The organism is Streptomyces sp. NPDC004111 (assembly GCF_042874215.1).
Taxonomy (GTDB): Bacteria; Actinomycetota; Actinomycetes; order Streptomycetales; family Streptomycetaceae; genus Streptomyces.
Genome location: NZ_JBIAMU010000027.1, coordinates 1 through 26,270, shown reverse-complemented (window position 1 = coordinate 26,270; position 26,270 = coordinate 1). Strand labels below are relative to the sequence as shown.

Here is a 26,270-nt window from a genome sequence, read left to right as displayed (position 1 = left end):
ACGGGCGGAACACCGTGCACTTCCACCAGGTGGTGGAGACGCTCCTCGACAACGGTCACACCGTCTTCGTCGAGGCGAGCGCGCACCCGGTGCTGACCGCGGGTGTGCGGGAGACCGTCGAGGCGGCGGGGCGCGAGGGCGCGGTGCTCGGGTCGTTGCGCCGCAACGACGGTGGTCCCGCGCGCATGGTCGCCTCGCTGGCGGAGGCGTACGTGCACGGCGTCGAGGTCGACTGGCTGCCGCTGCTGGGCGGTGCGCGCCGGGTCGGCCTGCCGACGTACGCGTTCCAGCGGGAGCGCTACTGGCTGGACTCCGTCGACACGGGCACGGTCTCCGACGCGGCGGACTCCGAGTTCTGGGCCGCGCTCGAAGGCGCCGACGTGGAATCGCTCGCGACGGCCCTGGGCGTCGGCGGGGAGCCCCTGGGCGAGGTGCTGCCCGCGCTGTCTCGGTGGCGGCGCGACCGCCGTGAGGTCTCCACGATGGATTCCTGGCGGTACAAGATCCACTGGAAGCCGCTGTCGGCCCCGGCCTCCGGCGGCCCGTCCGGTACCTGGCTGGTGCTGGTGACCGACGGGCAGGCCGACGAGGCGTGGGTCTCCGGGGTCACCGAGCTGCTGACCCGCCGGGGCGCCGTACCGCACACGGTGGTGCTCGGGGCCGCCGACCTGGACCGCACCGCCCTGGCCGACCGGCTGCGGGACCTGTCGGTCGAACACCCGCGGCTCGGCGGGATCGTGTCGCTGGCGGCGATGGACGAGAGCCCCCACCCGGCGCATCCGGCCGTGCCGCGCGGCTACGCGCTGACGCTGCTGCTGGCGCAGGCACTCGGCGACGCCGGGGTGGAGGCGCCGATGTGGTGCCTCACGCGGGGCGCCGTGTCGGTCGGCACGGAGGTGGCGACCAGCCGCATGCAGGCGCTGGCCTGGGGTCTCGGCCGGGTCGTCGCCCTCGAACAGCCGCTGCGCTGGGGCGGGTTGGTGGATCTTCCGCAGGAAGTGGGCGAGCGGGCGCAGAGCCTGCTGGCGGGTGTGCTGGCCGGCGGGTCGGACGAGGACCAGCTGGCGGTGCGCACGGCCGGGCTGTTCGGGCGGCGGATCGGGCACGCCCCGGTACGCCGGTCCGACGCACCGGACTGGCGGCCGTCCGGAACGGTGCTGGTCACGGGCGGCACCGGTGCGCTGGGCGGGCACGTGGCCCGCTGGCTGGCGGGCAGGGGCGCCGCTCACGTGGTGCTGACCAGCCGCCGGGGCATGGCGGCCCCGGGTGCGGAGCCGCTGGTGGCGGAGCTGGAGGCGCTGGGCGCGCGGGTGACGGTCGCGGCCTGCGACGTCGCCGACCGGGATGCGCTGGCGGCGCTGCTGGCCGAGGTCGGCCCGCTGACCGCCGTGGTGCACACGGCCGCCGTTCTCGACGACGGCACGATCGGTTCGCTGACCACGGACCAGTTGCAGCGGGTCCTGAGCGTCAAGACCGGCGGTGCGATGAACCTGCACGAGCTGACCCGGGGCATGGACCTCGACGCGTTCGTGCTGTTCTCCTCGCTGTCCGGCACGCTGGGCGCCCCGGGGCAGGGCAACTACGCGCCCGGCCACGTCTTCGTGGACACGCTCGCCGAGCAGCGCCGGGCCGAGGGGCTGCCCGCGACGTCCGTGGCCTGGGGGTTGTGGGCCGGTGCGGGCATGGGTGAGGGCGGCGTCGGCGAGGTCGCCCGGCGGCACGGGGTGCCGGAGATGGCACCGGAGATGGCCGCCGCCGCGATGGCGCGGGCCGTCGGCCAGGGCGACACCGTGGTGACCGTCGCGGAGATCGACTGGGCCCGGCACTACGTGGCGTTCACCGCGACCCGGCCGAGCCCGCTGATGCGCGACGTCCCCGAGGTGCGTGCGCTGATCGGTTCCGGCGTCGGGACGGCCGACACGCAGGCCGCGCCCGAACCGTCCGGTCTGGCCGGGCGGCTCGCCGGGCTGACCGAGGCGGAGCGCGACCGCGCGCTGCTGGACCTGGTGCGCCGTCAGGTCGCGGTGGTGCTGGGCCACTCCGGCCCGGACGCGGTCGACCCGGGCCGGGCGTTCCACGAGAGCGGCTTCGACTCCGTCACCGCCGTGGAGCTGCGCAACCGCCTCAACGGTGTGACGGGGCTGCGGCTGCCCGCCACGACGACGTACGACCACCCCTCGCCGCGCGCCCTGGTGGCGTACCTGCGCGGCGAGCTGTTCGGCGACCGGCCGGCGCCGGTGGAGCAGGTGCGGGCCGCCGGGGCGCCGGACGACGACCCGATCGCCATCATCGGCATGAGCTGCCGGTTCCCCGGTGGCGTCGCCTCGCCCGAGGACCTGTGGCGGCTGCTGGACAGCGGGGCCGACGCGCTCGGCGACCTGCCCGAGGACCGTGGCTGGGACACGGCGAACCTGTACCACCCGGACCCCGACCACCGCGGCACCTCGTACACCCGGCGGGCGGCCTTCCTTTACGGGGCCGGTGACTTCGACGCGGGCTTCTTCGGGATCTCGCCGCGCGACGCCGTCGCGATGGACCCGCAGCAGCGGCTGCTCCTCGAAGCGTCCTGGGAGGCGTTCGAGCGGGCGGGCATCGCGCCCGAGTCGCTGAAGGGCAGTGCGACCGGTGTGTTCACCGGTACGAACGGCCAGGACTACGCGTCCCTGCTGAAGGACGACGAGACAGGCGACTTCGAGGGCCGCGCCGCGACCGGCAACTCGGCCGCGATCATGTCCGGCCGCATCGCCTACTCGCTCGGTCTGGAGGGCCCCGCGCTGACCGTGGACACGGCGTGCTCGTCGTCCCTGGTGGCCCTGCACCTGGCGGTGCAGGCGCTGCGTTCGGGCGAGTGCACGATGGCGCTGGCCGGCGGCGTGAGCGTCATGACGACGGCCGAGATCTTCGTGGAGTTCTCCCGCCAGCGCGCGCTGGCCGCCGACGGCCGCTGCAAGGCGTTCGCCGCGGGCGCCGACGGTACGGGCTGGGGCGAGGGCGTCGGCATGCTCCTCGTCGAGCGTCTGTCGGACGCCGTACGCAACGGCCACGACGTGCTGGCGGTCGTACGCGGCTCCGCCGTGAACCAGGACGGTGCCTCCAACGGCCTCACCGCCCCCAACGGGCCCTCCCAGCAGCGCGTCATCCGCCAGGCCCTCGCCTCCGCCGGACTCTCGACCGCCGACGTCGACGCGGTCGAGGCGCACGGAACGGGTACGAAGCTCGGCGACCCCATCGAGGCGCAGGCGCTCCTCGCCACCTACGGCCAGGACCGGAACGCGGACCGCCCGCTGCTGCTGGGATCGGTGAAGTCCAACATCGGCCACACCCAGGCAGCCGCCGGTGTCGCCGGCGTCATCAAGATGGTCATGGCGATGCGCCACGGCGTCCTGCCGCAGACCCTGCACGTCGACGCGCCGACCCCGCACGTCGACTGGACGACCGGCGCCGTCGAACTGCTCACCGAGCGGACCGACTGGCCGGAGGGCGAGCAGCCGCGACGCGCGGGTGTCTCGGCGTTCGGCGTCAGCGGCACCAACGCCCACATCGTCCTGGAGGAAGCTCCGGCGGTGGCCGAGCCCGAGGAGGAGCGCGCAGCCCCATCGACCGTTGCGTGGGTACTGTCCGGCACCGGCGCGAACGCGCTGCGTGCGCAGGCAGAGCGGCTGCGGTCGTTCGTCACCTCGGACCCCGGTCTGCTGCCGCTCGACGTCGCGTACTCCCTGGCGACGACCCGCGCCGCGCTGTCGAACCGTGCGGTGGTCGTCGGCTCCGACCGCGACGAGCTGCTGCGCGGCCTGACAGCGGTCGCGGCCGGTGAACCGGGTGCGGTCACGGGCGTGGCCGGCACACCGAGCGACCCGGTGTTCGTGTTCCCGGGTCAGGGTTCGCAGTGGGTCGGCATGGCCACCGAACTCCTCGCCACCTCAGACGTGTTCACGGCCCGCATGCAGGAGTGCGCGGACGCCCTGAACCCCTTCGTGGACTGGTCCCTCTTCGACGTCCTCGACGACGAAGAGGCCCTGCTCCGGGTGGACGTGGTCCAGCCGGTCCTGTGGGCCGTCATGGTCTCCCTCGCCGAACTGTGGCGCTCGTACGGAGTGACACCTGCCGCCGTCGTCGGGCACTCTCAGGGCGAGATCGCCGCGGCCTGCGTCGCAGGCGGGCTGAGCCTGGAGGACGGAGCACGTATCTCCGCCCTCCGCAGCAAGGCACTCCTCGCCCTTTCGGGCAGGGGCGGCATGGTCTCCGTACCCGTCCCCGCCGATCAACTCCGTGACCGGGAAGGCCTCTCGATCGCGGCCGTCAACGGACCCGCATCCACCGTCGTCTCCGGCGACAACGACGTACTCGACGCCGTCCTCGCGGACTTCCCGCAGGCCAAGCGCATCCCCGTCGACTACGCCTCCCACTCCGCCCACGTCGAGCAGATCAAGGACGAGCTGGCACAGGTCCTGGCGGCGGTGCGGCCCCGCACCGGACACACCCCCTTCCACTCCACCGTCACCGGCCAACTCACCGACACCGCAGAACTCGACGCCGCCTACTGGTACCGCAACCTCCGCGAGACGGTTCGGTTCCAGGACACCGTCGAGGGGCTCCTCGGGCACGGGCACACCGTGTTCGTCGAGGCCAGCCCCCACCCCGTCCTCACCATCGGCATCCAGGACACCGCCGACACGAAGGACATGGACGTCCTGGCCACCGGCACCCTGCGCCGCGACCAGGGCGGGCTGCGCCAGTTCCTGACCACGCTCGGTCTGCTGCACGTCGCGGGCGTGCCGGTCGGCTGGGAGCCCGTGTTCGCGGGGACGGGGGCGCGCCGGGTCGGTCTGCCGACCTACGCGTTCCAGCACGAGCGCTACTGGCTGGCCCCTGTCCGTGCCAGCGGCCCGGTGACGGGTTCCGGAATGGCCGGGCTCGCGCATCCGTTGCTGAGCGCGGTGCTGCCGCTGCCCGAGTCCGACGGCTGTGTGCTGACGGGTTCGCTGTCGCGGGCGACGCACTCCTGGCTGGGCGATCACGCCGTGCTGGGCGAGGTGCTGCTGCCGGGTACCGGTTTCGTGGAGCTGGCGTTGCAGGCCGGTCTGCGGTACGGGCTGCGGCGGCTGGACGAACTGACCCTGCACGCGCCGCTGGTGCTGGCCGAGCAGGGCGACACGCAGGTCCAGGTCTCGGTCGGCGGCCCCGACGCGACGGGCGGCCGGCCGGTCACGGTCCACTCCCGGCGGGCCGGGGACACCGAGTGGGTGCGCCATGCCTCCGGCGCCCTGGGTGCCGACGCCATGGCGGACGGCGAGCGGCTGGACGTATGGCCTCCGGTTGGAGCGGAGCCGGTGGATCTCACCGGTGTGTACGCGGACATGGGCGCGCGCGGTTACGCCTACGGCCCGGTCTTCCAGGGTCTGCGCGCCGCCTGGCGGCTCGGGGACCAGGTGTTCGCCGAGGTCGCCCTGCCCGAGGGTGCCGAGGGTGACGCGGGGCTGTGCGGTCTGCACCCGGCGCTGCTCGACGCGGCGTTGCAGGGTGCCGGGTTCGGCAGGTTCGTGTCCGACCCGGAGCAGCCGCACCTTCCCTTCTCCTGGTCCGGTGTGACCCTGCACGTGGAGGGTGCGCGTGCCCTGCGGGTGGCGCTCGCGCCTGCGGGGGCCGACGCGGTCGCCGTCCGGGTGGCGGACGCCACGGGTGCACCGGTGCTGTCGGCGGAGTCCCTGGTGCTGCGGCCGTTGACCGCGGACCGGCTGGACCGGGTGCGCGCGGAGGCGCTGTTCCGGGTGGACTGGACCGAACTCGTCATGCCCGCTCCGGACGGGGCGGCGGCCGGGAACTCCACGGGCGCTACGGCTGTCGCCGACGCCGCGACGGTCTTCACTGCCGAAGGCGACAGCCCGGCGGTCTTCGTCGGGTCCGCCGCCGACCTGGCGGGTCTGGCGGAGCTGTCCGAGCCGCCCGCGGTGGTCGTGCTCGGTTCCGCGCCGGTAATGGCTCCGGCGATGGCTCCGGCGATGGCTCCGGTGGAGACCCCGGACGGGGTTCACGCCGAGGTCGGCAGGGTGCTCGCGGTCCTCCAGGCGTGGCTCGCGGAAGAGCGCTTCGCCGATGCGCGGCTCGTGGTCGTGACGCGCGGCGCGGTGGCCACGGCCGCCGGTGAGGAGCCGAAGGACCTGGCGTCCGCCGCCGTGTGGGGTCTGGTGCGTACCGCGCAGACCGAGAACCCGGGCCGCTTCGTACTCGTCGACGCGCCGGACGGTGCCGATGGCGCCCTGCCGGCGGTGCTGCGCTCCGACGAGCCGCAGGTGGCGGTGCGCGGGGAGACTGTGCTGGTTCCCAGGCTGGTGCGGGTCGGCGCGGACCGTACGACGCACGCCGACGTCACCCCGGACACCGAAGACTCCCCGAACACCCTTGTTGGCTATGGCAGTTGGCGGTTGGCGACCACTGCCAAGCACACCCTGGACCGGTTGTCCCGTACGGCCGTCCCCGAGGTGTCGGGGACGCTGGCCGAGGGGCAGGTCCGGGTGGCGGTGCACGCCGCCGGGGTGAACTTCCGTGACGTGCTGCTGGCGCTCGGCATGTACCCGGACAAGGCCGGGCTGATGGGCAGCGAGGCCGCCGGAGTCGTGCTGGAGGTAGGCCCCGGTGTGCGCGGGGTGGCTCCGGGCGACCGTGTCATGGGGCTGTTCTCGGGCGCGTTCGGGCCGCTGGCGGTCACCGACCACCGGCTGCTGGTCCCGGTGCCTGCCGGATGGTCGTTCGCGCGGGCCGCCTCGACCCCGATCGCGTTCCTCACCGCGATGTACGGGCTGGTCGACCTGGCCGGGGTGGGCCGGGGCGACGCGGTGCTGGTGCACGCCGCCGCCGGTGGTGTCGGGATGGCCGCCGTGCAGGTGGCGCACTGGCTGGGTGCGGAGGTGTTCGCCACCGCGAGCCCGGCGAAGTGGGACGTGGTGCGCGGGCTCGGGGTCGCGGAGGGGCGCATCGCGTCCTCCCGGTCCACGGAGTTCGCCGACCGCTTCCGTGACGTCGCGCCCGACGGCGTGGACGTGGTGCTGAACTCGCTGACGGGTGACCTGCTCGACGCGTCGCTGGGGCTGCTGCGCCCCGGTGGGCGGCTGATCGAGCTGGGCCGGACGGACCTGCGTGACCCGGCCGAGGTGCGGGACGGCCACGGGGTGGCCTACCGGGCGTTCGAGCTGCTCGACGCGGGTGAGGAGCGGCTCGGCGGGCTCCTCGCCGAGATGGTGGCGCTGTTCGAGCAAGGGGTGTTCACCCCGCTGCCGCTGCGGGTCTGGGACGTCGCCGGGGCCGGCGACGCGTTCCGCTTCCTGTCCCAGGCACACCACGTGGGCAAGCTGGCGCTCACCTTCCCGCAGCCGGTCGGCGCGGGCACCGCGCTGGTCACCGGCGGTACGGGGACACTGGGCGGTCTGGTGGCCCGGCACCTGGTGCGCGCGCACGGGGTGCGCGAGCTGGTGCTCGCGAGCCGTTCCGGCGCGGACGCCCCGTCGGCGGAAGCGCTGGTCGCCGAGCTGACGGCGGAAGGCGCCCGGGTACGGGTGGTCGCCTGCGACCTCGCCGACCGCGAGCAGGCGGCCCGGCTGGTGGATTCGATACCGGACCTGCGGACGGTGGTGCACACCGCGGGTGTGCTCGACGACGCCGTGATCGGCTCGCTGACACCGGACCGGCTGCGCACCGTACTGCGTCCGAAGGTGGACGCGGCCTGGCATCTGCACGAGCTGACCCGGCACCTGGACCTCTCCGGGTTCGTCCTGTTCTCCTCGGCGGCCGGTGTGCTGGGCGGTCCCGGGCAGGGCAACTACGCCGCCGCCAACGCGTTCCTCGACGCGCTGGCCGCGCGCCGCCGGGCGCTGGGGCTGCCCGCGGTCTCGCTGGCCTGGGGCTTCTGGGAGCAGCGCAGTGCGATGACCGCACGCGTGGAGACCGACCGGTTCGCGCGGGCCGGCGTGCGCCCGCTGTCCACGGAGGAGGCGCTCGCCCTCTTCGACTCGGCGCCCTCGACCGGCGAGGCGCTGCTCGTCCCGGCCCGCCTGGAGGCGGCCGCGCCGGGTTCGTCCCCGGTGCCCGCGCTGCTGCGCGGCCTGGTCACCGCACCGGCCGCCGGTGTCCCGGCGGTCTCCGGCAGCACGGACGACGTGGTGACGGGCCTGGGCCTGGCGGGCCTGACGGCCGCCGAACGGCACGTCGCACTGGTCGACCTGGTACGTGCGCAGGCCGCGGCCGTACTCGGCCACGGCGGCCCGGACTCGGTCTCCGCCGACCGGCCGTTCAAGGAGCTGGGCTTCGACTCGCTGTCCGCGGTGGAGCTGCGCAACAGGCTGCGCACCGCGACCGGACGGCGGCTCCAGACCACGGTCGTCTTCGACCACCCGACGCCGGAGGCACTCGCCGGCCATCTGGCGCGCGAACTGTTCGACGGGGACGGTTCGACTGCCCCGGCGGGCGGAGCCCTGTCCCTGGCGGCGGGGTCGACATCCACGGCGCGCGGGGCGGGTTCCGGCGCGGGTGGGTCGGCAGCGGCGGGCGGCACTTCGGCCGCCGGGGCGCTCCCGGCCGCACCGGGGAGCCGCCCGGCCGACGACCCGATCGTCGTCGTCGGGATGAGCTGCCGTCTGCCGGGCGGCGTGGACTCCCCCGAGGCCCTGTGGCAGCTCCTCGCCTCCGGCAGGGACGCCGTGTCGGGTCTGCCCACCGACCGCGGCTGGGACCTGGCGGCGCTCTACGACCAGGACCCGTCCCGGTCCGGCACCACCTACGCACGCGCGGGCGGCTTCCTGCCCGACGCGGCGGACTTCGACGCCGGGTTCTTCAAGATCTCGCCCCGCGAGGCGCTGGCCGCCGACCCGCAGCAACGGCTGTGGCTGGAGGCTTCGTGGGAGGCGTTCGAGCGGGCCGGCATCGATCCGCGCACGCTCAAGGGGACCCGCACGGGTGTCTTCGCGGGCGCCGCTTCCAGCACGTACGGAGCGGACCAGCCGTCGACGCCGGAGGGCTCCGAGGGGTACCTGCTCACCGGCAACTCGACGTCGGTGATCTCCGGCCGCGTCGCGTACACGCTGGGCCTTGAGGGCCCAGCGGTCACCGTGGACACGGCGTGCTCGTCCTCGCTGGTCAGCGTGCACTGGGCGTGCGAGTCGCTCCGCAGGGGCGAGAGCACGCTGGCGCTGGCGGGCGGTGTGGCGGTCATGCCGACCCCCGACCTGCTCGTCGAGTTCTCCCGCCAGCGCGGTCTGGCCGCCGACGGGCGCTGCAAGGCGTTCGCCGCGGCGGCGGACGGTACGGGCTTCGCCGAGGGCGTCGGCGTACTGGTCCTGGAGCGGCTGTCGGACGCCGAGCGCAACGGGCACCGGGTGCTGGCGGTCGTACGGGGCTCCGCCGTAAACCAGGACGGCGCCTCCAACGGGCTCACCGCCCCCAACGGCCCCTCCCAGCAGCGCGTCATCCAGCAGGCGCTGGCGAACGCGGGCCTGTCGGCCGCCGATGTCGACGCCGTCGAGGGGCACGGCACGGGCACCACGCTGGGCGACCCGATCGAGGCGCAGGCACTGGTCGCGACGTACGGTCAGGGCCGCGATTCGGGGCGCCCGTTGCTCCTGGGCTCGGTCAAGTCCAACATCGGTCACACCCAGGCCGCGGCGGGCGCCGCGGGCCTGATCAAGATGGTGCTGTCGCTCCAGCACGGGGTGCTGCCGCAGACCCTGCACGTCGACGAGCCGTCGCAGCACGTCGACTGGGCGGACGGAGCCGTCCGGCTGCTCACCGAGCAGACGCCGTGGCCGGCCGCCGAACGCCCGCGCCGGGCCGGTGTGTCCGCGTTCGGCGTGAGCGGCACCAACGCCCACGTGATCCTCGAAGAGGCGCCGGCGACGGCGGCCAGGCCCGAACCGCCCGTGCTGCCCGCGGTTCCGTGGGTGCTGTCGGGCGCCACCCGGGACGCGCTGCGGGCGCAGATCGAGCGCCTCGGTGCCTTCGTGACCGAGCACCCGGAGCTGGACCCGGCCGACATCGGCTGGACGCTGGCGACGGGCCGGGCGGCGTTCGCCCACCGCGCGGTCGTCGTGGGAGCCGGCCGTGACGAACTCCTGCACGGCCTGTCCACGCTGGACGACGACGGCAGGGCCGCCTCGTCCGGACGCAGGACCGTGTTCGTGTTCCCGGGCCAGGGTTCGCAGTGGGTCGGCATGGCCACCGAACTCCTCGCCACCTCGGCCGTGTTCACGGCCCGCATGCAGGAATGCGCGGACGCCCTGAACCCCTTCGTGGACTGGTCCCTCTTCGACGTCCTCGACAACGAAGAGGCTCTGCGCCGGGTCGACGTGGTCCAGCCGGTCCTGTGGGCTGTCATGGTCTCGCTGGCAGAACTGTGGCGCTCCTACGGAATCGTCCCGGCGGCTGTCGTCGGACACTCCCAGGGCGAGATCGCCGCAGCCTGCGTCGCAGGCGGGCTGAGCCTGGAGGACGGAGCACGCATCTCCGCTCTGCGCAGCAAGGCACTCCTCGCCCTCTCCGGCAGGGGCGGCATGGTCTCCGTACCCCTCCCGGCCGATCAACTCCGCGACCGGGAAGGCCTCTCGATCGCGGCCGTCAACGGACCCGCCTCCACGGTCGTCTCCGGCGACAACGACGTACTCGACGCCGTCCTCGCGGACTTCCCGCAGGCCAAGCGCATCCCCGTCGACTACGCCTCCCACTCCGCCCACGTCGAGGAAATCAAGGACGAACTGGCCGAAGCACTCGCACCCGTCGCACCCCGGACCGGTGAGGTGCCCTTCTACTCCACGGTCACGGGCACCCTCACCGACACGGCGGAACTCGACGCCGCCTACTGGTACGAGAACCTCCGTCGCACCGTCCGGTTCCAGGACACCGTCGCCTCTCTGCTCGACGCCGGTCACTCCGTCTTCGTCGAGTCGAGCCCGCACCCCGTCCTCACCATCGGCGTCCAGGACACCGCCGACGCCCACGACACGGACGTCGTGGCCACCGGCACGCTCCGCCGCGACACGGGTGACCTCGGGCAGTTCCTGAGGTCCCTGGGCGGGGTCTCGGTCTCCGGGGTCGAGGTGGACTGGCGTGCCGCGTTCGCGGGGGCCGGTGCCCGGCAGGTGGATCTGCCGACCTACGCGTTCCAGCGCGAGCGCTACTGGCTGGCCCCCGCGCGCGCCACCGGTGACGCCTCCGGGCTGGGCCTGGGCGGCGTCGATCACCCGCTGCTGGGTGCGGCGCTGCCGTTGCCCGACTCGGACGGCTGTGTGCTGACCGGTGCGCTGTCCCTGGCGGGTCAGCCCTGGCTGGCCGACCACGCCGTACGGGGTGTGGTGCTGCTGCCGGGTGCCGCGTTCGTGGAGCTCGCGCTCCAGGCGGGAGCCCGGTTCGGCCTCGACGTGCTGGACGAACTGACCCTGCACGAGACGCTGGTACTGCCGGAGCACGAGACGCTTCGGGTACAGGTGTCGGTCGCCGGTGCGGACGAGGACGGTCACCGTGCGCTCTCGGTGTTCTCCGGGCGCGACGGCGACTGGGTCCGCCACGCCTCCGGCGTTCTGGCGGCGGCCGGCCGGGCACGGTCGCCGGAGCATTCGGCGGCCTCCTGGGACCTGCGGGCCTGGCCGCCCGCCGGTGCCGAACGGGTCGACGTCGGCACGGTGTACGACGGGATGGCGGACAAGGGTTACCGGTACGGTCCGGCCTTCCAGGGGCTGCGCGCCGCCTGGGTGCACGGGGACGAGGTGTTCCTGGAGGCGGCGCTGCCCGAGGACGCGTGGAGCGACGCCGCACGGTGCGGGATCCATCCGGCGCTGCTGGACGCGGCGCTGCACGGGCTGGCCCTGGGGTCCTTCGTCTCCGAGCCGGGGCAGGGCTATCTGCCGTACGCCTGGAGCGGGGTGGGCCTGCACGCCGAGGGCGCGTCGACGGTGCGGGTCGCGCTGCGGCCGGCCGGTCGGGACGCGGTGGCGGTACGGGTCGCCGACGCGGTGGGCGCGCCGGTGCTCGACGTCGAGTCGCTGGCGATGCGCCCGCTGACCGGGCTGCCCGAGGCGGGCGGCCGACGGGTGGACGCCCTGTTCCGGCTGGAGTGGACCGAGGTCCCGGTCCCCGACGTGTCCGGTGCGCGGTCGGAGTCCTGGACTCTGCTGGAGGACCACGACGACGAGTGGAAGCTGTCGGCCGCCCTGGAGCGGGCCGGGCTTTCGCCGGAACTGGCCGGTGGGCCCGCCTCCGTCGAGCGGGTGCCGGACGTGCTGCTGCTGCCGTGCCTGCCCGATGCGCTGGGCGGTTCGGCCGTGGAGAACGCCTCGGCGGTCCTGCACCGGGTGCTGCGGGTGGTTCAGGAGTGGCTGGCGGACGACCGGTTCGCCGGTACGCGGCTGGTGGTGCTGACGCGGCGCGCGGTGGCCACCCGTCCCGGTGACGACGTGGAGGACCTGGCCGGAGCCGCGGTACGCGGTCTGCTGCGCACGGCGCAGTTGGAGCACCCGGACCGGATCGTGATCGTCGACCACGACGGTGCGGACCTCGATGTGCTGCCGGCGGTGCTCGCGAGCGGAGAGGCGGACGTGGCGATCCGGTCGGGCCAGGTCCTGGTGCCCGCCCTGACCGGTGCGGAGTCCGGCGTCTCCGGTGCGGAGTCCGGTGTCGTCGTTGCGGAGTCCGGGTTGAGTGGTGCGGAGTCCGGCGGGGACTCGCCCGCCTGGGACCGCGGCACCGTCCTGATCACCGGCGGCACCGGAGTCCTCGGCTCCCTGGTGGCCCGGCACCTGGTGGCGGAGCACGGCGTCCGGGACCTGGTGCTGGCCAGCCGCAGCGGCGGCACGGCGCCGGGGGTCGCGGAACTGGCCGCCGGGCTGGAGTCGCTGGGCGCCCGGGTACGGGTCGAGGCGTGCGACACGGCGGACCGTGCGGCGCTGGCCGGGCTCCTGGCCACCGTCCCCGGGCTGCGTGCCGTCGTCCACACGGCCGGTGCGGTCGCCGACGGGGTCGTCGGTTCGCTGACCGGAGCGCAGTTGGACGCGGTCCTGCGGCCGAAGGCGGACGCGGCCTGGCACCTGCACGAGCTGACCCGCGACAGGGAGCTGGACCACTTCGTCCTGTTCTCGTCCGCCGCCGGAGTGCTGGGCAGCGCGGGCCAGGCCAACTACGCGGCTGCCAACGCCTTCCTCGACGCACTGGCGACGCACCGCAGGGCCCAGGGGCAGGCGGGACTGTCCGTCGCCTGGGGCTTCTGGGAGCAGCGCAGCGGGCTCACCTCGCACCTGTCGGACGACGATCTGGCGAGGATGCGGGGCAAGGGCGCCGTGCCGCTGTCCGTCGAGCGGGGTCTGCAACTGTTCGACGCCTCGTGCCGGAGCGCGGACGCCGCGCTGGTGGCGAGCCCGCTGGACGTCCGGGCGCTGGCCGCGGCCGGCTCCGTACCGCCCGTGCTGCGCGGTCTGGCACCGGTCACGGCGCGGCGGACGGCGGAGACGGGCGACGGGGGCAGCGGTCTGCGGCGTCTGCTGGCCGAGCAGTCGGAGGCCGAGCAGAGCAGGACCGTACTGGACCTGGTGCGCGGGCGGATCGCCGCGGTGCTCAGGCTTCCGGCTCCGGAGGCGGTCGAAGCGGCCCGCACGTTCCAGGAGATGGGCTTCGACTCGCTGACCGCGGTCGACCTGCGCAACCGGCTCGCCACCGCGACGGGCGTCCGGCTGTCCGCGACGGCGGTCTTCGACCACCCGACCCCGGCGGCGTTGAGCGCCCACGTACGGGCGCAACTCGCACCGGAGTCGGGTGATCCGGTCGAGGTCAGGCTCAGGGAGCTGGACAGGATCGCCTCGGTGATCTCGGCCATGGCCGAGGACGCCACCCTGCGCGAGGGGCTCACCGCCCGGATGGAATCCCTCGTCGCGATGTGGACCGACCTTCAGCGGTCCGCGCAGCAGAGCGCCGCGCCGGATCTCGGCTCGGCCTCACTGGAAGACATGTTCGACATCATCGACCAGGAACTCGATGGGTCATGACACACACGAACCACAGCTCAGCAGCCATCGAGGAGAACAGCGCACAGATGTCGAACGACGAGAAGGTCCTCAGCTACCTCAAGAAGCTCACCACCGACCTGCGGCAGACCCGGCAGCGGCTGAGCGACGTCGAGGCGAAGAGCCGGGAGCCGATCGCGATCATCGGGATGAGCTGCCGGTTCCCGGGCGGTGTGGCCTCGCCCGAGGACCTGTGGCGGCTGACCGAGTCGGCGGTGGACGCGGTCGGCGACTTCCCCACGGACCGCGGCTGGGACCTGGACGGCGTGTACGACCCGGACCCCGACCGGGCCGGCCGCTCGTACGCCCGTGAGGGCGCGTTCGTCCACGACGTCGCCGACTTCGACCCGGCCCTGTTCGGCATCTCGCCGCGCGAGGCACTGGCGATGGACCCGCAGCAGCGGCTGCTCCTCGAAGCGTCCTGGGAGGCCTTCGAGCGGGCGGGCATCCCCGCCACGTCGCTGCAGGGCAGCAGGACCGGTGTGTTCGCCGGACTGATGTACTCCGACTACGTCTCGCGGCTGTCGGCCGTGCCGGACGAGGTGGAGGGGTACACCGGGATCGGCAGCGCGGCGAGTGTCGCGTCGGGCCGGGTGTCGTACACGTACGGGCTCGAAGGCCCCGCGGTGACGGTGGACACGGCGTGCTCGTCGTCGCTGGTGGCCCTGCACCTCGCCGTGCAGGCGCTGCGCAACGGCGAGTGCTCGATGGCGCTGGCGGGCGGCGTCACGGTGATGGCGACCCCGGGTACGTTCGTGCAGTTCTCGCGCCAGCGCGGTCTGGCCGCCGACGGCCGCTGCAAGTCGTTCGCCGACGCGGCCGACGGTACGGGCTGGGGCGAGGGCGTGGGCATGCTCCTCGTCGAGCGCCTCTCGGACGCCGTACGCAACGGCCACAAGGTGCTGGCGGTGGTACGCGGTTCCGCCGTCAACCAGGACGGCGCCTCCAACGGCCTCACCGCCCCCAACGGACCCTCCCAGCAGCGCGTCATCCGCGACGCGCTGGCGAACGCGGGGCTGGCGGCCACGGACGTCGACGCGGTCGAGGCGCACGGTACGGGCACGAAGCTGGGCGACCCGATCGAGGCACAGGCGCTCCTGGCCACCTACGGCCAGGACCGCGAACACCCCCTGCTGCTGGGCTCGGTCAAGTCCAACATCGGCCACACCCAGGCCGCCGCGGGCGTCGCCGGTGTGATCAAGATGGTCATGGCCATCCGCAACGGCGTGCTGCCGCAGACCCTGCACGTCGACGAACCGTCGCAGCACGTCGACTGGACGGCCGGCGCGGTACGGCTGCTGACCGAGCGGACGGACTGGCCGGCCGTCGACCGGCTGCGACGGGCAGGTGTGTCCGCGTTCGGCGTGAGCGGCACCAACGCCCACGTCGTGCTGGAGCAGGCGTCGCCGGAGGCGACTTCCGCAGAAGGGGCGCCTGCGGAGGAAGCACCGGAGGCCACGGCGAACCAGCCCGAACTGCCCTCCATACCTTGGGTGTTGTCGGGTGAGGGTGAAGCCGCACTTCAGGCCCAGGCCGCCCGTCTGAAGGCGTTCGTGGCCGCCGATCCTGAACTGGACCTGGCGGAGATCGGCTGGTCGCTGCTCTCGACCCGCGCGGTTCTGTCGCACCGTGCGGTGGTCGTGGGCAAGGACCGCGAAGAACTGCTCCAGGGGCTGGACTCGATCAATGCCCAGGTGCCCGTGGCGGGCGGACTGGGCATCCTGTTCACCGGTCAGGGCTCGCAGCGGCTCGGCATGGGCCGTGAACTGCACGCCTCCTACCCGGTGTTCGCAGAGGCGTGGGACGAGGTGTGTGCCGCACTCGACGCACACCTCGAGCGGCCGCTCACCGAGGTCGTGTGGGGCGAGGACGCGGACCTGCTGCGGGAGACCGTCTACGCACAGGCTGGTCTCTTCGCCCTCGAAGTGGCGCTGTACCGTCTCGTCACCTCCTGGGGCATCACGCCTGGCCATCTCCTCGGCCACTCCATCGGTGAACTCTCCGCCGCACACGTGGCCGGAGTCTGGTCACTCCCCGACGCGGCGAAGATCGTCGCCGCACGCGGACGACTCATGCAGGCCCTCCCGACGGGCGGAGCCATGGCCTCCGTCAACGCACCGGAGACCGACGTCCTCCCGCTGCTCAACGAGCGCGTCACCCTCGCCGCCGTCAACGGACCCTCCTCCGTCGTCATCTCCGGCGACGAAGACGCCGTCGAAGCCGTCGTCGACGTACTGAACGCCCAGGGCGTGACGACGCGTCGGCTGCACGTCAGCCACGCCTTCCACTCGCACCGCATGGACGCCATGCTCGACGACTTCACCGCCGTCCTGCGCACCGTGGAATTCCAGGCGCCCACCCTGCCCATCGTCTCCAACGTCACGGGGGAGGTGGCGGGACCAGAGCTGTGCACCCCTGACTACTGGGTGCGGCACATCCGCGCAACCGTCCGCTTCGCCGACGGACTCAACACCCTCCGCACCCTGGGCACCACCACCCTCCTCGAACTCGGCCCCGACGGCTCCCTCACCACCCTCACCGACGGCCACGGCACCCCCGCCCTCCGCCACAACCGCCCCGAAGCACCCACCCTCATGACCGCCCTGGGCACCCTCCACGCCCGCGGCACCCACATCGACTGGCCCAGCATCTTCCAGGGAACGCGGCAGGTGGAACTGCCCACGTACGCCTTCCAGCGCGAGCGCTACTGGCTTGAGGCGCCCGCCGGTGCCGAGTCCGCCACCAGCGCCGTCGACGCCGCGTTCTGGGACGCCGTCGAGCGCGGGGACGTGGAGTCGCTGGGCATCGACGCCGGCCGACCGCTGAGCGAGGTGCTGCCCGCCCTGTCGTCGTGGCGGCAGGCGTGGAACGACCGGTCGGTCGTCGACTCCTGGCGCTACGAGCTCGCCTGGGCCGAGGTCACCGGTCTGTCCTCCGGCCCGGCGCTCACCGGCACGTGGTGTGTCGTGACCGAGCCGGGCAGCAGCACGGACGACGCACACACGGTCGCCGCCGCGCTCCGGGCCGCCGGTGCCGAAGTGCGCCAGGTGACGGTGGAGGATCTGGACTCCGACGCCACCGCTCCGGCAGGTGTGGTGTCGCTCCTGTCCGCCGCCGGTACGGTCGCCCTCGTCCAGGCACTGGTCACGGCCGGGATCGACGCGCCGCTGTGGTGCGTCACCCGTGGCGCGGTGGCCGTGTCCGACGCGGACGTGGTGGACCCGCACCAGTCCTCGATCCGGGGTCTCGGCCGTGTCGTCGCGCTGGAACACCCCGACCGCTGGGGCGGCCTCGTCGACCTCCCCGCCCAGCCCGACACGGACACCGAGGAGCTGCTGAGCCGCATTCTCGCGGGCTCCACCGGTGAGGACCAGATCGCACTTCGCGGCAACCGCGCGTGGGCGGGCCGACTGCGCCGGGCCGCCCCGGCATCCGGGGCGCCCCAGAGCTTCCGTACGTCCGGAACCGCGCTGATCACCGGCGGTACGGGGGCCCTGGGCGGCCATGCCGCCCGCTGGCTCGCCACCACCGGCGTCGACCACCTCGTCCTCACCGGCCGACGCGGACCCGACACCCCCGGCGCCACCGAACTCACCACCGAACTCGAAACACTCGGTGTACAGGTCACCATCGCCGCCTGCGACGTGGCGGACCGCGACGCCCTCACCGCACTCCTCGACACGATCCCCGACCTCCGTACCGTCGTCCACGCCGCAGGCGTCCCCAGCTGGGGCGCCCTCGTGGAGCTGGCCTCGGCCGGGTTCGCCGACAGCATGCGCGCCAAGGTCACCGGGGCGGAGATCCTCGACGAGCTGACCCGCGACATGGAATTGGACGCCTTCGTCCTGTTCTCCTCGATCGCGGGCGTGTGGGGCAGCGGAAACCAGTCCGCCTACGCCGCGGCCAACGCCTTCCTCGACGGACTCGCCCACCACCGCCGCACCCAAGGACTCCCCGCCACCTCCGTCGCCTGGGGCATGTGGGACGGCGACGGCATGGCCGCCGAGGGCTCGGAACTGCTCGCGGGACACGGCCTGTCGGGCATGGCGCCCGATCGCGCCATCGCCGCGCTCCAGCGGGCGCTGCTCGGGGACGCGGCTGCCGTCGTGGTCGCGGACGTGGACTGGGCCCGGTTCGGGCCGCGTTTCACCGCGTTCCGCCCAAGCCCCCTGCTGAGCGAGCTGCTGACGGACACCGGCGCTTCTGCGGCTCCGGTCGGCGACTTCGCGCTCCGGCTGCGGTCCCTGCCCGAGGCCGAGCGGAGCCGCACCGCGCTGGAGCTGGTGCGTTCCGCGGCGGCTTCGGTGCTGGGGCACCCCGGGCCCGAAGCGGTCGACGCCTCGCGCACCTTCCAGGAGGCGGGCTTCGACTCCTTGACGGCGGTGGAACTCCGCGACCGGCTCACCGCCGCCACCGGCATCCGCCCGCCCGCCACCGTGATCTTCGACTACCCGACACCGGCCGCGCTGGCCGCGTACCTGGTGAGCGAGGCGCTGGACGCCCCGCAGGAGTTCGTCACCGAAACTCCGGCGGCTCCGGTCGGTGACGACCCGATCGTGATCGTCGGCATGAGCTGCCGATTCCCGGGCGGCGTCGCGTCCCCCGAGGACCTGTGGCGGCTCGTCGAATCCCACGGCGACGCCATGTCGCCCTTCCCGACGGACCGCGGCTGGGACCTGGGTCGGGCCGCCTCGGCCTCCGGTGCGCCGTACGCCCGTGTGGGTGGTTTCGTGCGCGGGGCGGGCGACTTCGACCCTGCCTTCTTCGGGATCTCCCCGCGCGAGGCCGTCGCGATGGACCCGCAGCAGCGGCTGCTGCTGCACACCACGTGGGAGGCGTTCGAGCGGGCCGGCATCCCGGCCTCCTCCGTCAGGGGCAGCAGGACAGGTGTGTTCGTGGGCGCCTCGTCGCAGGGCTACGGCGCTTCGGCCGAGTCCGGGGGCTACTTCCTGACCGGCAGTTCCAGCAGTGTCATCTCCGGCCGGGTGTCCTACACCTTCGGTCTCGAAGGCCCCGCGGTGACGGTGGACACGGCGTGCTCGTCGTCGCTGGTGGCGCTGCACCTGGCGGTGCAGGCGCTCCGGTCGGGCGAGTGCTCGATGGCGCTGGCCGGCGGTGTCACGATCATGGCGACCCCGACCGCGTTCGAGGAGTTCGCACGGCAGGGCGGTCTCGCCTCGGACGGCCGCTGCAAGTCGTTCGCGGACGCGGCCGACGGCACGGGCTGGGCCGAGGGCGTCGGCATGCTGCTGGTCGAGCGCCTCTCGGACGCCGTACGCAACGGGCACGAGGTGCTGGCTGTCGTACGTGGCTCCGCCGTGAACCAGGACGGCGCGTCCAACGGCATCACCGCCCCCAACGGCCCCTCCCAACAGCGCGTCATCCGGGCCGCGTTGGCGAACGCCGGGCTCTCCCCCGCACAGGTCGACGCGGTGGAGGCGCACGGCACGGGCACCACCCTGGGCGACCCGATCGAGGCGCAGGCACTTCTGGCCACCTACGGCCAGGACCGCGAACACCCCCTGCTGCTGGGCTCGGTGAAGTCCAACATCGGCCACACCCAGGCCGCCGCCGGTGTCGCCGGCGTCATCAAGATGGTCATGGCGATGCGCCACGGCGTCCTGCCCCGGACCCTGCATGTCGACGAGCCGTCGCAGCACGTCGACTGGGCCGCCGGTGCGGTGGAGCTGCTGAGCGAGCCGACGGAGTGGCCGCGGACCGGTGAAGCGCGCCGCGCGGGCGTCTCGTCGTTCGGTGTGAGCGGCACCAACGCGCACGTCATCCTGGAGCAGCTCCCGGCGGCCCCGTCGGAAGCCGGTCCCGAGCGGGCCGAACTGCCCGCCGTTCCATGGGTTCTGTCCGGTGCCGGTGAGGACGGTCTGCACGCGCAGGCCGAGCGCCTGAAGGCGTTCGTGACCGCCGCGCCCGAGCTGGACCCGGCGGAGATCGGCTGGTCGCTGCTCTCGACCCGCGAAACCCTCTCGCACCGCGCGGTCGTCGCGGGCAAGGACCGGAACGAACTCCTGGCACAGCTGGACTCGTTGGCCACTCAGGTGCCCGTGGCGGGCGGACTGGGCGTCCTGTTCACCGGCCAGGGCTCACAGCGGCTCGGCATGGGCCGTGAACTGCACGCCTCCTACCCGGTGTTCGCAGAGGCATGGGACGAGGTGTGCGCCGCGCTCGACGCACACCTCGACCGGCCGCTCACCGAGGTCGTCTGGGGCGAGGACGCGGAACTGTTGCGGGAGACCGTCTACGCACAAGCCGGACTCTTCGCCCTCGAAGTGGCGCTGTACCGTCTCGTCACCTCGTGGGGCGTCACCCCCGGCCATCTCCTCGGCCACTCCATCGGCGAACTCTCCGCCGCACACGTAGCCGGAGTCTGGTCACTGCCCGACGCGGCAAAGATCGTCGCCGCGCGCGGACAACTCATGCAGGCCCTCCCGACGGGCGGAGCAATGGCCTCCGTCAACGCACCGGAAGCCGACGTCACCCCGCTGCTCAACGAGCGCGTCACCATGGCCGCCGTCAACGGACCCTCCTCCGTCGTCATCTCCGGCGACGAAGACGCCGTCGAATCCGTCACAGCCACCCTGAACGCCCAGGGCGTGAAGACGCGTCGGCTGCATGTCAGCCACGCCTTCCACTCCCCCCGCATGGACGCCATGCTCGACGACTTCACCGCCGTCCTCCGAACCGTCGAGTACCACGCCCCCACCCTGCCCATCGTCTCCAACCTCACCGGTGCGACGGCCAGTGAGGAACTGTGCACCCCGGACTACTGGGTCCGCCACATCCGCGAGGCCGTTCGCTTCGCCGACGGACTCAACACCCTCCGCACCCTGGGCACCACCACCCTCCTCGAACTCGGCCCCGACGGCTCCCTCACCACTCTCACAGACGGCCACGGCACCCCCGCCCTCCGCCACAACCGCCCCGAAGCACCCACCCTCATGACCGCCCTGGGCACCCTCCACGCCCGCGGCACCCACATCGACTGGCCCAGCATCTTCCAGGGAACGCGGCAGGTGGAACTGCCCACGTACGCCTTCCAGCAGGAGCACTTCTGGCTGGAGCCGGCCGAGGCCGGGCCCCTCGGCAGTGCGGTGGACGCCGCGTTCTGGGACGCCGTCGAGCACGGTGACCTGAGCGCGCTCGGGATCGACGCCGACCAGTCGTTCAGCGACGTACTTCCCGCGCTGTCCTCCTGGCGCCGCAGTCGGCAGGAACAGTCGTTGGTGGATTCCTGGCGCTATCTGACCCAGTGGGTGCCGGTCACCGGCGTTCCCGCGCAGCCGGTGCTGTCCGGCACCTGGTGGGTGGTCGGTGAGACGGGTGACGAGGTGGCCGCCGCGCTTGCGGCGGCCGGGGCGGACGTGCGCTCCGCCGTCACCGCCATGGACGTGTCCGGCGACGACGGCACCCAGGTTGCCGGGGTGGTCTCCCTGCTGCCCGTGGTGGAGACCGTCGCTCTCCTCCAGTCCCTCATCGCAGCAGGCATCAACGCGCCTCTCTGGTGCGTCACCCGCGGCGCCGTCAACACGGTCGGTAGCGACACCGCCTCAGGGATCTCCGGGAGCGACACTTCCGGGGCATCCGGGAGCGACGGCACGTCGGAGAACCGCGGCACGACGGTCGACCCGGAGCAGACCGGGGTCTGGGGTCTGGGCCGTGTCATCGCCCTCGAACACCCCGACCGCTGGGGCGGGCTCGTCGACCTGCCCGCCGAGTGGGACGCGCAGGCAGCCACCGCGCTGTGCGCCGTACTCACCGGCACCACCGGCGAGGACCAGGTCGCCGTCCGGGGCACCGGCATGTGGGGCTGCCGTCTGAACCGGCGGACGACCCCGGCCACGTACGAGCACACCACCTGGACCAGCCGTGGCACCGCGCTGATCACCGGTGGTACGGGGGCCCTGGGCAGCCATGTCGCCCGCTGGCTCGCCGCCAACGGCACCACCCACCTCGTCCTCACCAGCCGACGCGGCCCCGACGCACCCGGCGCAGACGAACTCGCCACCGAACTCGAAGCACTCGGTGTGCAGGTCACCCTTGCCGCCTGCGACGTCGCCGACCGCGACGCCCTCGCCGCGCTCCTCGGTACGATCCCCGACCTGCGCACGGTCGTCCACGCGGCGGGCACCCTGGACGACGGCGTCCTCGAATCGCTCACCCCCGAGCGGATTCGCCACGTCCTGAGTGCCAAGGCCGACAGCGCGCAGCACCTCCACCACCTCACCCGCGACCTCGACCTCGACGCGTTCATCCTCTTCTCCTCGGCCTCCGCGACCCTGGGCAACCCCGGCCAGGCCAGTTACGCCGCCGCCAACGCCACCCTCGACGGACTCGCCCACCACCGCCGCGCCCAAGGGCTCCCCGCCACCTCCATCGCCTGGGGCGCCTGGGCAGGACCCGGCATGGGCACCGGACACGCCGGCGCCATGCCTCCCGGGCCGGCCGTCGCGGCTCTCCAGCGCGTGCTGGCGGACGGGGAGGTCACCGAGCTGGTGGCCGACATCGACTGGGACACCTTCGGGTCCCGCTTCGTCTCCCGGCCGAGTGCGCTGGTCGGCGGTCTGCTCGGCCCGGACCACCAGCGGCGGGCGAACAGCAGCAGCGAGCTCGCGGACCGGCTGCGCGGGCTGCCCGCGGCCGAGCAGGAGCGCACGGTCCTGGAGCTGGTGCGCGCGCAGGTCGCCGCGGTGCTCGGGCACGCCACGCCCGCCGCGATCGACACCTCGCGCACCTTCCAGTCGGTCGGCTTCGACTCGCTGACCGCCGTCGAGCTGCGCAACCGCCTGAGCGCGGCCACCGGTGTGCGCGTCCCGGCCTCGGTCGTCTTCGACTACCCCACCCCCGGGCTCCTCGCCGGTTTCCTGCTGGAAGCGATCCCCGGCACGCACGCTGCGGCGGACTCCTCCGTTCCGGGCGTCGGCGCGGCGGTGGCCGCGAACGACGACCCGATCGTGATCGTCGGCATGAGCTGCCGCTTCCCGGGCGGTGTCGCCTCCCCCGAGGAGCTCTGGCAGCTGCTGGACTCGGGGGCGGACGCCATGTCGGCCCTTCCCGTGGACCGCGGCTGGCACATCGCCGAGGGCGCCGACGGCGCGTCGGTGCAGGCCGGCGGCTTCCTCCACGACGCCGCCGAGTTCGACGCGGCCTTCTTCGGGATCTCGCCGCGCGAGGCCGTCGCGATGGACCCGCAGCAGCGGCTCCTCCTGGAGACCGCCTGGGAGACCTTCGAACGCGCCGGAATCTCCGCGGACGCGGTACGCGGCAGCCGCACCGGCGTCTTCGTCGGTACGAACGGCCAGGACTACGGCGCCCTGGTCGGCGCCGCACCCCAGCGCGCCGACGGCCACCTGGCCACCGGCAACGCGGCGAGCGTGGTGTCGGGCCGGGTGTCCTACACCTTCGGCCTCGAAGGCCCCGCGATCACCGTCGACACCGCGTGCTCGTCGTCGCTCGTCGCTCTGCACCTGGCCGTGCAGGCGCTGCGTTCCGGCGAGTGCACGCTGGCGCTGGCCGGTGGCGCGACCGTGATGGCGACTCCCACCGCGTTCGCGGAGTTCTCCCGCCAGGGCGCGCTGTCCGAAGACGGCCGGTGCAAGGCGTTCGCGGGTGCCGCGGACGGCACGGGCTGGGGCGAGGGCGTCGGCATGCTCCTCGTCGAGCGTCTGTCGGACGCCGTACGCAACGGCCACGACGTGCTGGCGGTCGTACGCGGCTCCGCCGTCAACCAGGACGGCGCCTCCAACGGCCTCACCGCCCCCAACGGACCCTCCCAGCAGCGCGTCATCCGCCAGGCCCTCGCCTCCGCCGGACTCTCGACCGCCGACGTCGACGCGGTCGAGGCGCACGGAACGGGTACGAAGCTCGGCGACCCCATCGAGGCGCAGGCACTCCTCGCCACCTACGGCCAGGACCGCGAACAGCCGCTGCTGCTGGGCTCGGTGAAGTCCAACATCGGCCACACCCAGGCAGCCGCCGGTGTCGCCGGCGTCATCAAGATGGTCCTCGCCATGCAGCACGGCGTGCTGCCGCAGACCCTCCACGTGGACGAGCCGACACCCGAGGTGGACTGGTCGGCGGGCGCGGTGGAACTGCTGACCGAACGCACGGAGTGGCCCCGGACCGGTGACGCACGCCGCGCCGGTATCTCCTCGTTCGGCGTGAGCGGCACCAACGCCCACGTCATCCTGGAGCAGGCGCCCGCAGCCCCGGCCTCGGTGCTTGCGTCCGACGAGCCGGGCGAGGACCGTACCGAGCCCTCCGCCATGCCGTGGGTACTGACGGCCCAGGACGAGGCGGGCCTGCGTGCGCAGGCAGAGCGGCTGCGGTCGTTCGTGACCTCGGATCCCGACCTGCTGCCGCTCGACGTCGCGTACTCCCTGGCGACGACCCGCGCCGCACTGTCCCACCGTGCGGTAGTCGTCGGCTCCGACCGCGACGAACTGCTGCACGGACTGGCAGCGGTCGCGGCCGGTGAACCGGCTCCAGGCGTGGTGACGGGCACGGCCGCATCTCCGTCGGGTGCGGTGTTCGTGTTCCCGGGCCAGGGGTCCCAGTGGACCGGCATGGCCACCGAACTCCTCGCCACCTCAGACGTGTTCACGACCCGCATGCAGGAATGCGCGGACGCCCTGAACCCCTTCGTGGACTGGTCCCTCTTCGACGTCCTCGACGACGAAGAAGCACTGCGCCGGGTGGACGTCGTCCAGCCGGTGCTGTGGGCCGTCATGGTCTCCCTCGCCGAGCTGTGGCGCTCCTACGGAGTCGAACCGGCGGCCGTCGTCGGGCACTCCCAAGGCGAGATCGCCGCAGCCTGCGTCGCGGGCGGCCTCACCCTCGAAGACGGCGCCCGCGTCGTCGCCCTACGCAGCAAGGCACTCCTCGCCCTCTCCGGACGCGGCGGCATGGTCTCCGTACCCCTCCCCGCAGACCAGCTCCGCGACCGCGACGGACTGTCCATCGCGGCCGTCAACGGACCCGCCTCCACCGTCGTCTCCGGCGACAACGACGTCCTCGAAGCGCTCCTCGCCGAAATCCCGCAGGCCAAGCGCATCCCCGTCGACTACGCCTCCCACTCCCCCCAGCTCGAAGAAATCAAGGACGAGCTGACAGCAGCACTCGCACCCATCACCCCCCGCACCGGACACATCCCCTTCTACTCCACCGTCACCGGCCAACTCACCGACACCGCCCACCTCGACGCCGCCTACTGGTACCGCAACGGGCGGCAGACGGTTGAGTTCCGCGACACCGTGGCGGCGTTGCTCGGCAACGGGCACACCGTCTTCGTCGAGGCCAGCCCGCACCCCGTCCTCGCCGCCGGGGTGCGCGACATCGCCGATGCGGCCGAGTCGGCCGTCGTGGTGACCGGGTCGCTGCGCCGTGATCACGGAGGGCCGGCGCAGTTCCTCGGTGCGTTGGCCGAACTCTCGGTACACGGTGCGGCAACCGACTGGGCTGCCGTGTTCGCCGGAACCGGGGCTCGCCGGGTCGGCCTGCCGACGTACGCGTTCCAGCGGGAACGCTTCTGGATCGAGCCGAGTGCCCCTGCCGTCGCACCGCTCGGCGAGACGGACGGCGAGTTCTGGGCGGCGGTCGAGCGGGAGGACGTGGAATCGCTGTCCGCGTCCCTCGGGCTCGACGGTGAACAGCTCGACGGGCTGCTGCCCGCGCTGTCAGCCTGGCGCCGGCGGCGGAACGAACAGTCGGGGCTCGAATCGCTCCGTTACCGCGTCGAGTGGCGGCCACTGACCGGCAACCAGCCCGCCTCGCTGTCGGGTTCGTGGCTCGTGGTCGCGGCCGGTGCGCAGGCCGAGCACCCGTGGGTGCCTGCCGCCGTCGAAGCGCTGGCCGCTCACGGGGCCCAGCCCTCGCTGCTCGTACTCGAAGCGCACGAGCTGGACCGTGATGCCCTGGCAGCGCGACTGCGGGACTACGCGGACGCGGCCGGTGTTCTGTCGCTCGTCGCTCTCGACCGGCAGCCGCACTCCGACTTCGCGTCCGTCCCGAACGGTTTCGCGTCGACGGTGCTGCTGTCGCAGGCCATGGGCGACGCCGGAATGGAGGCGCGGCTGTGGGCCGCCACCCAGCAGGCGGTGTCGACCGGGAGCAACGATCGCATCGACGCACCGGAGCAGGCCCTGGTGTGGGGTCTCGGCCGGGTCGTCGCACTGGAACAGCCTCTGCACTGGGGCGGGTTGGTGGACCTGCCCGAGACCGTCACGCCCA

At 73.3% G+C, this 26,270-nt stretch carries 2 protein-coding genes (1 of these 2 running past the window's edge); both read left to right on the top strand.

Features of this window, described 5'->3' with window-relative positions; all coding sequences use genetic code 11:
* On the top strand, nucleotides 1-14,012 hold the 3' portion of the coding sequence (locus ACFYVL_RS38645) for a type I polyketide synthase (protein ID WP_389253639.1). 7,576 nt of this gene lie to the left of the window's left edge; only the last 14,012 of its 21,588 coding nucleotides appear in the window; its start codon lies off the left edge, out of view; its stop codon occupies nucleotides 14,010-14,012.
* A partial coding sequence (locus tag ACFYVL_RS38640) for a type I polyketide synthase (RefSeq protein ID WP_389253636.1) occupies nucleotides 14,009-26,270 on the top strand: 12,262 nt, incomplete at its 3' end. The genes ACFYVL_RS38645 and ACFYVL_RS38640, both read left to right, overlap by 4 nt.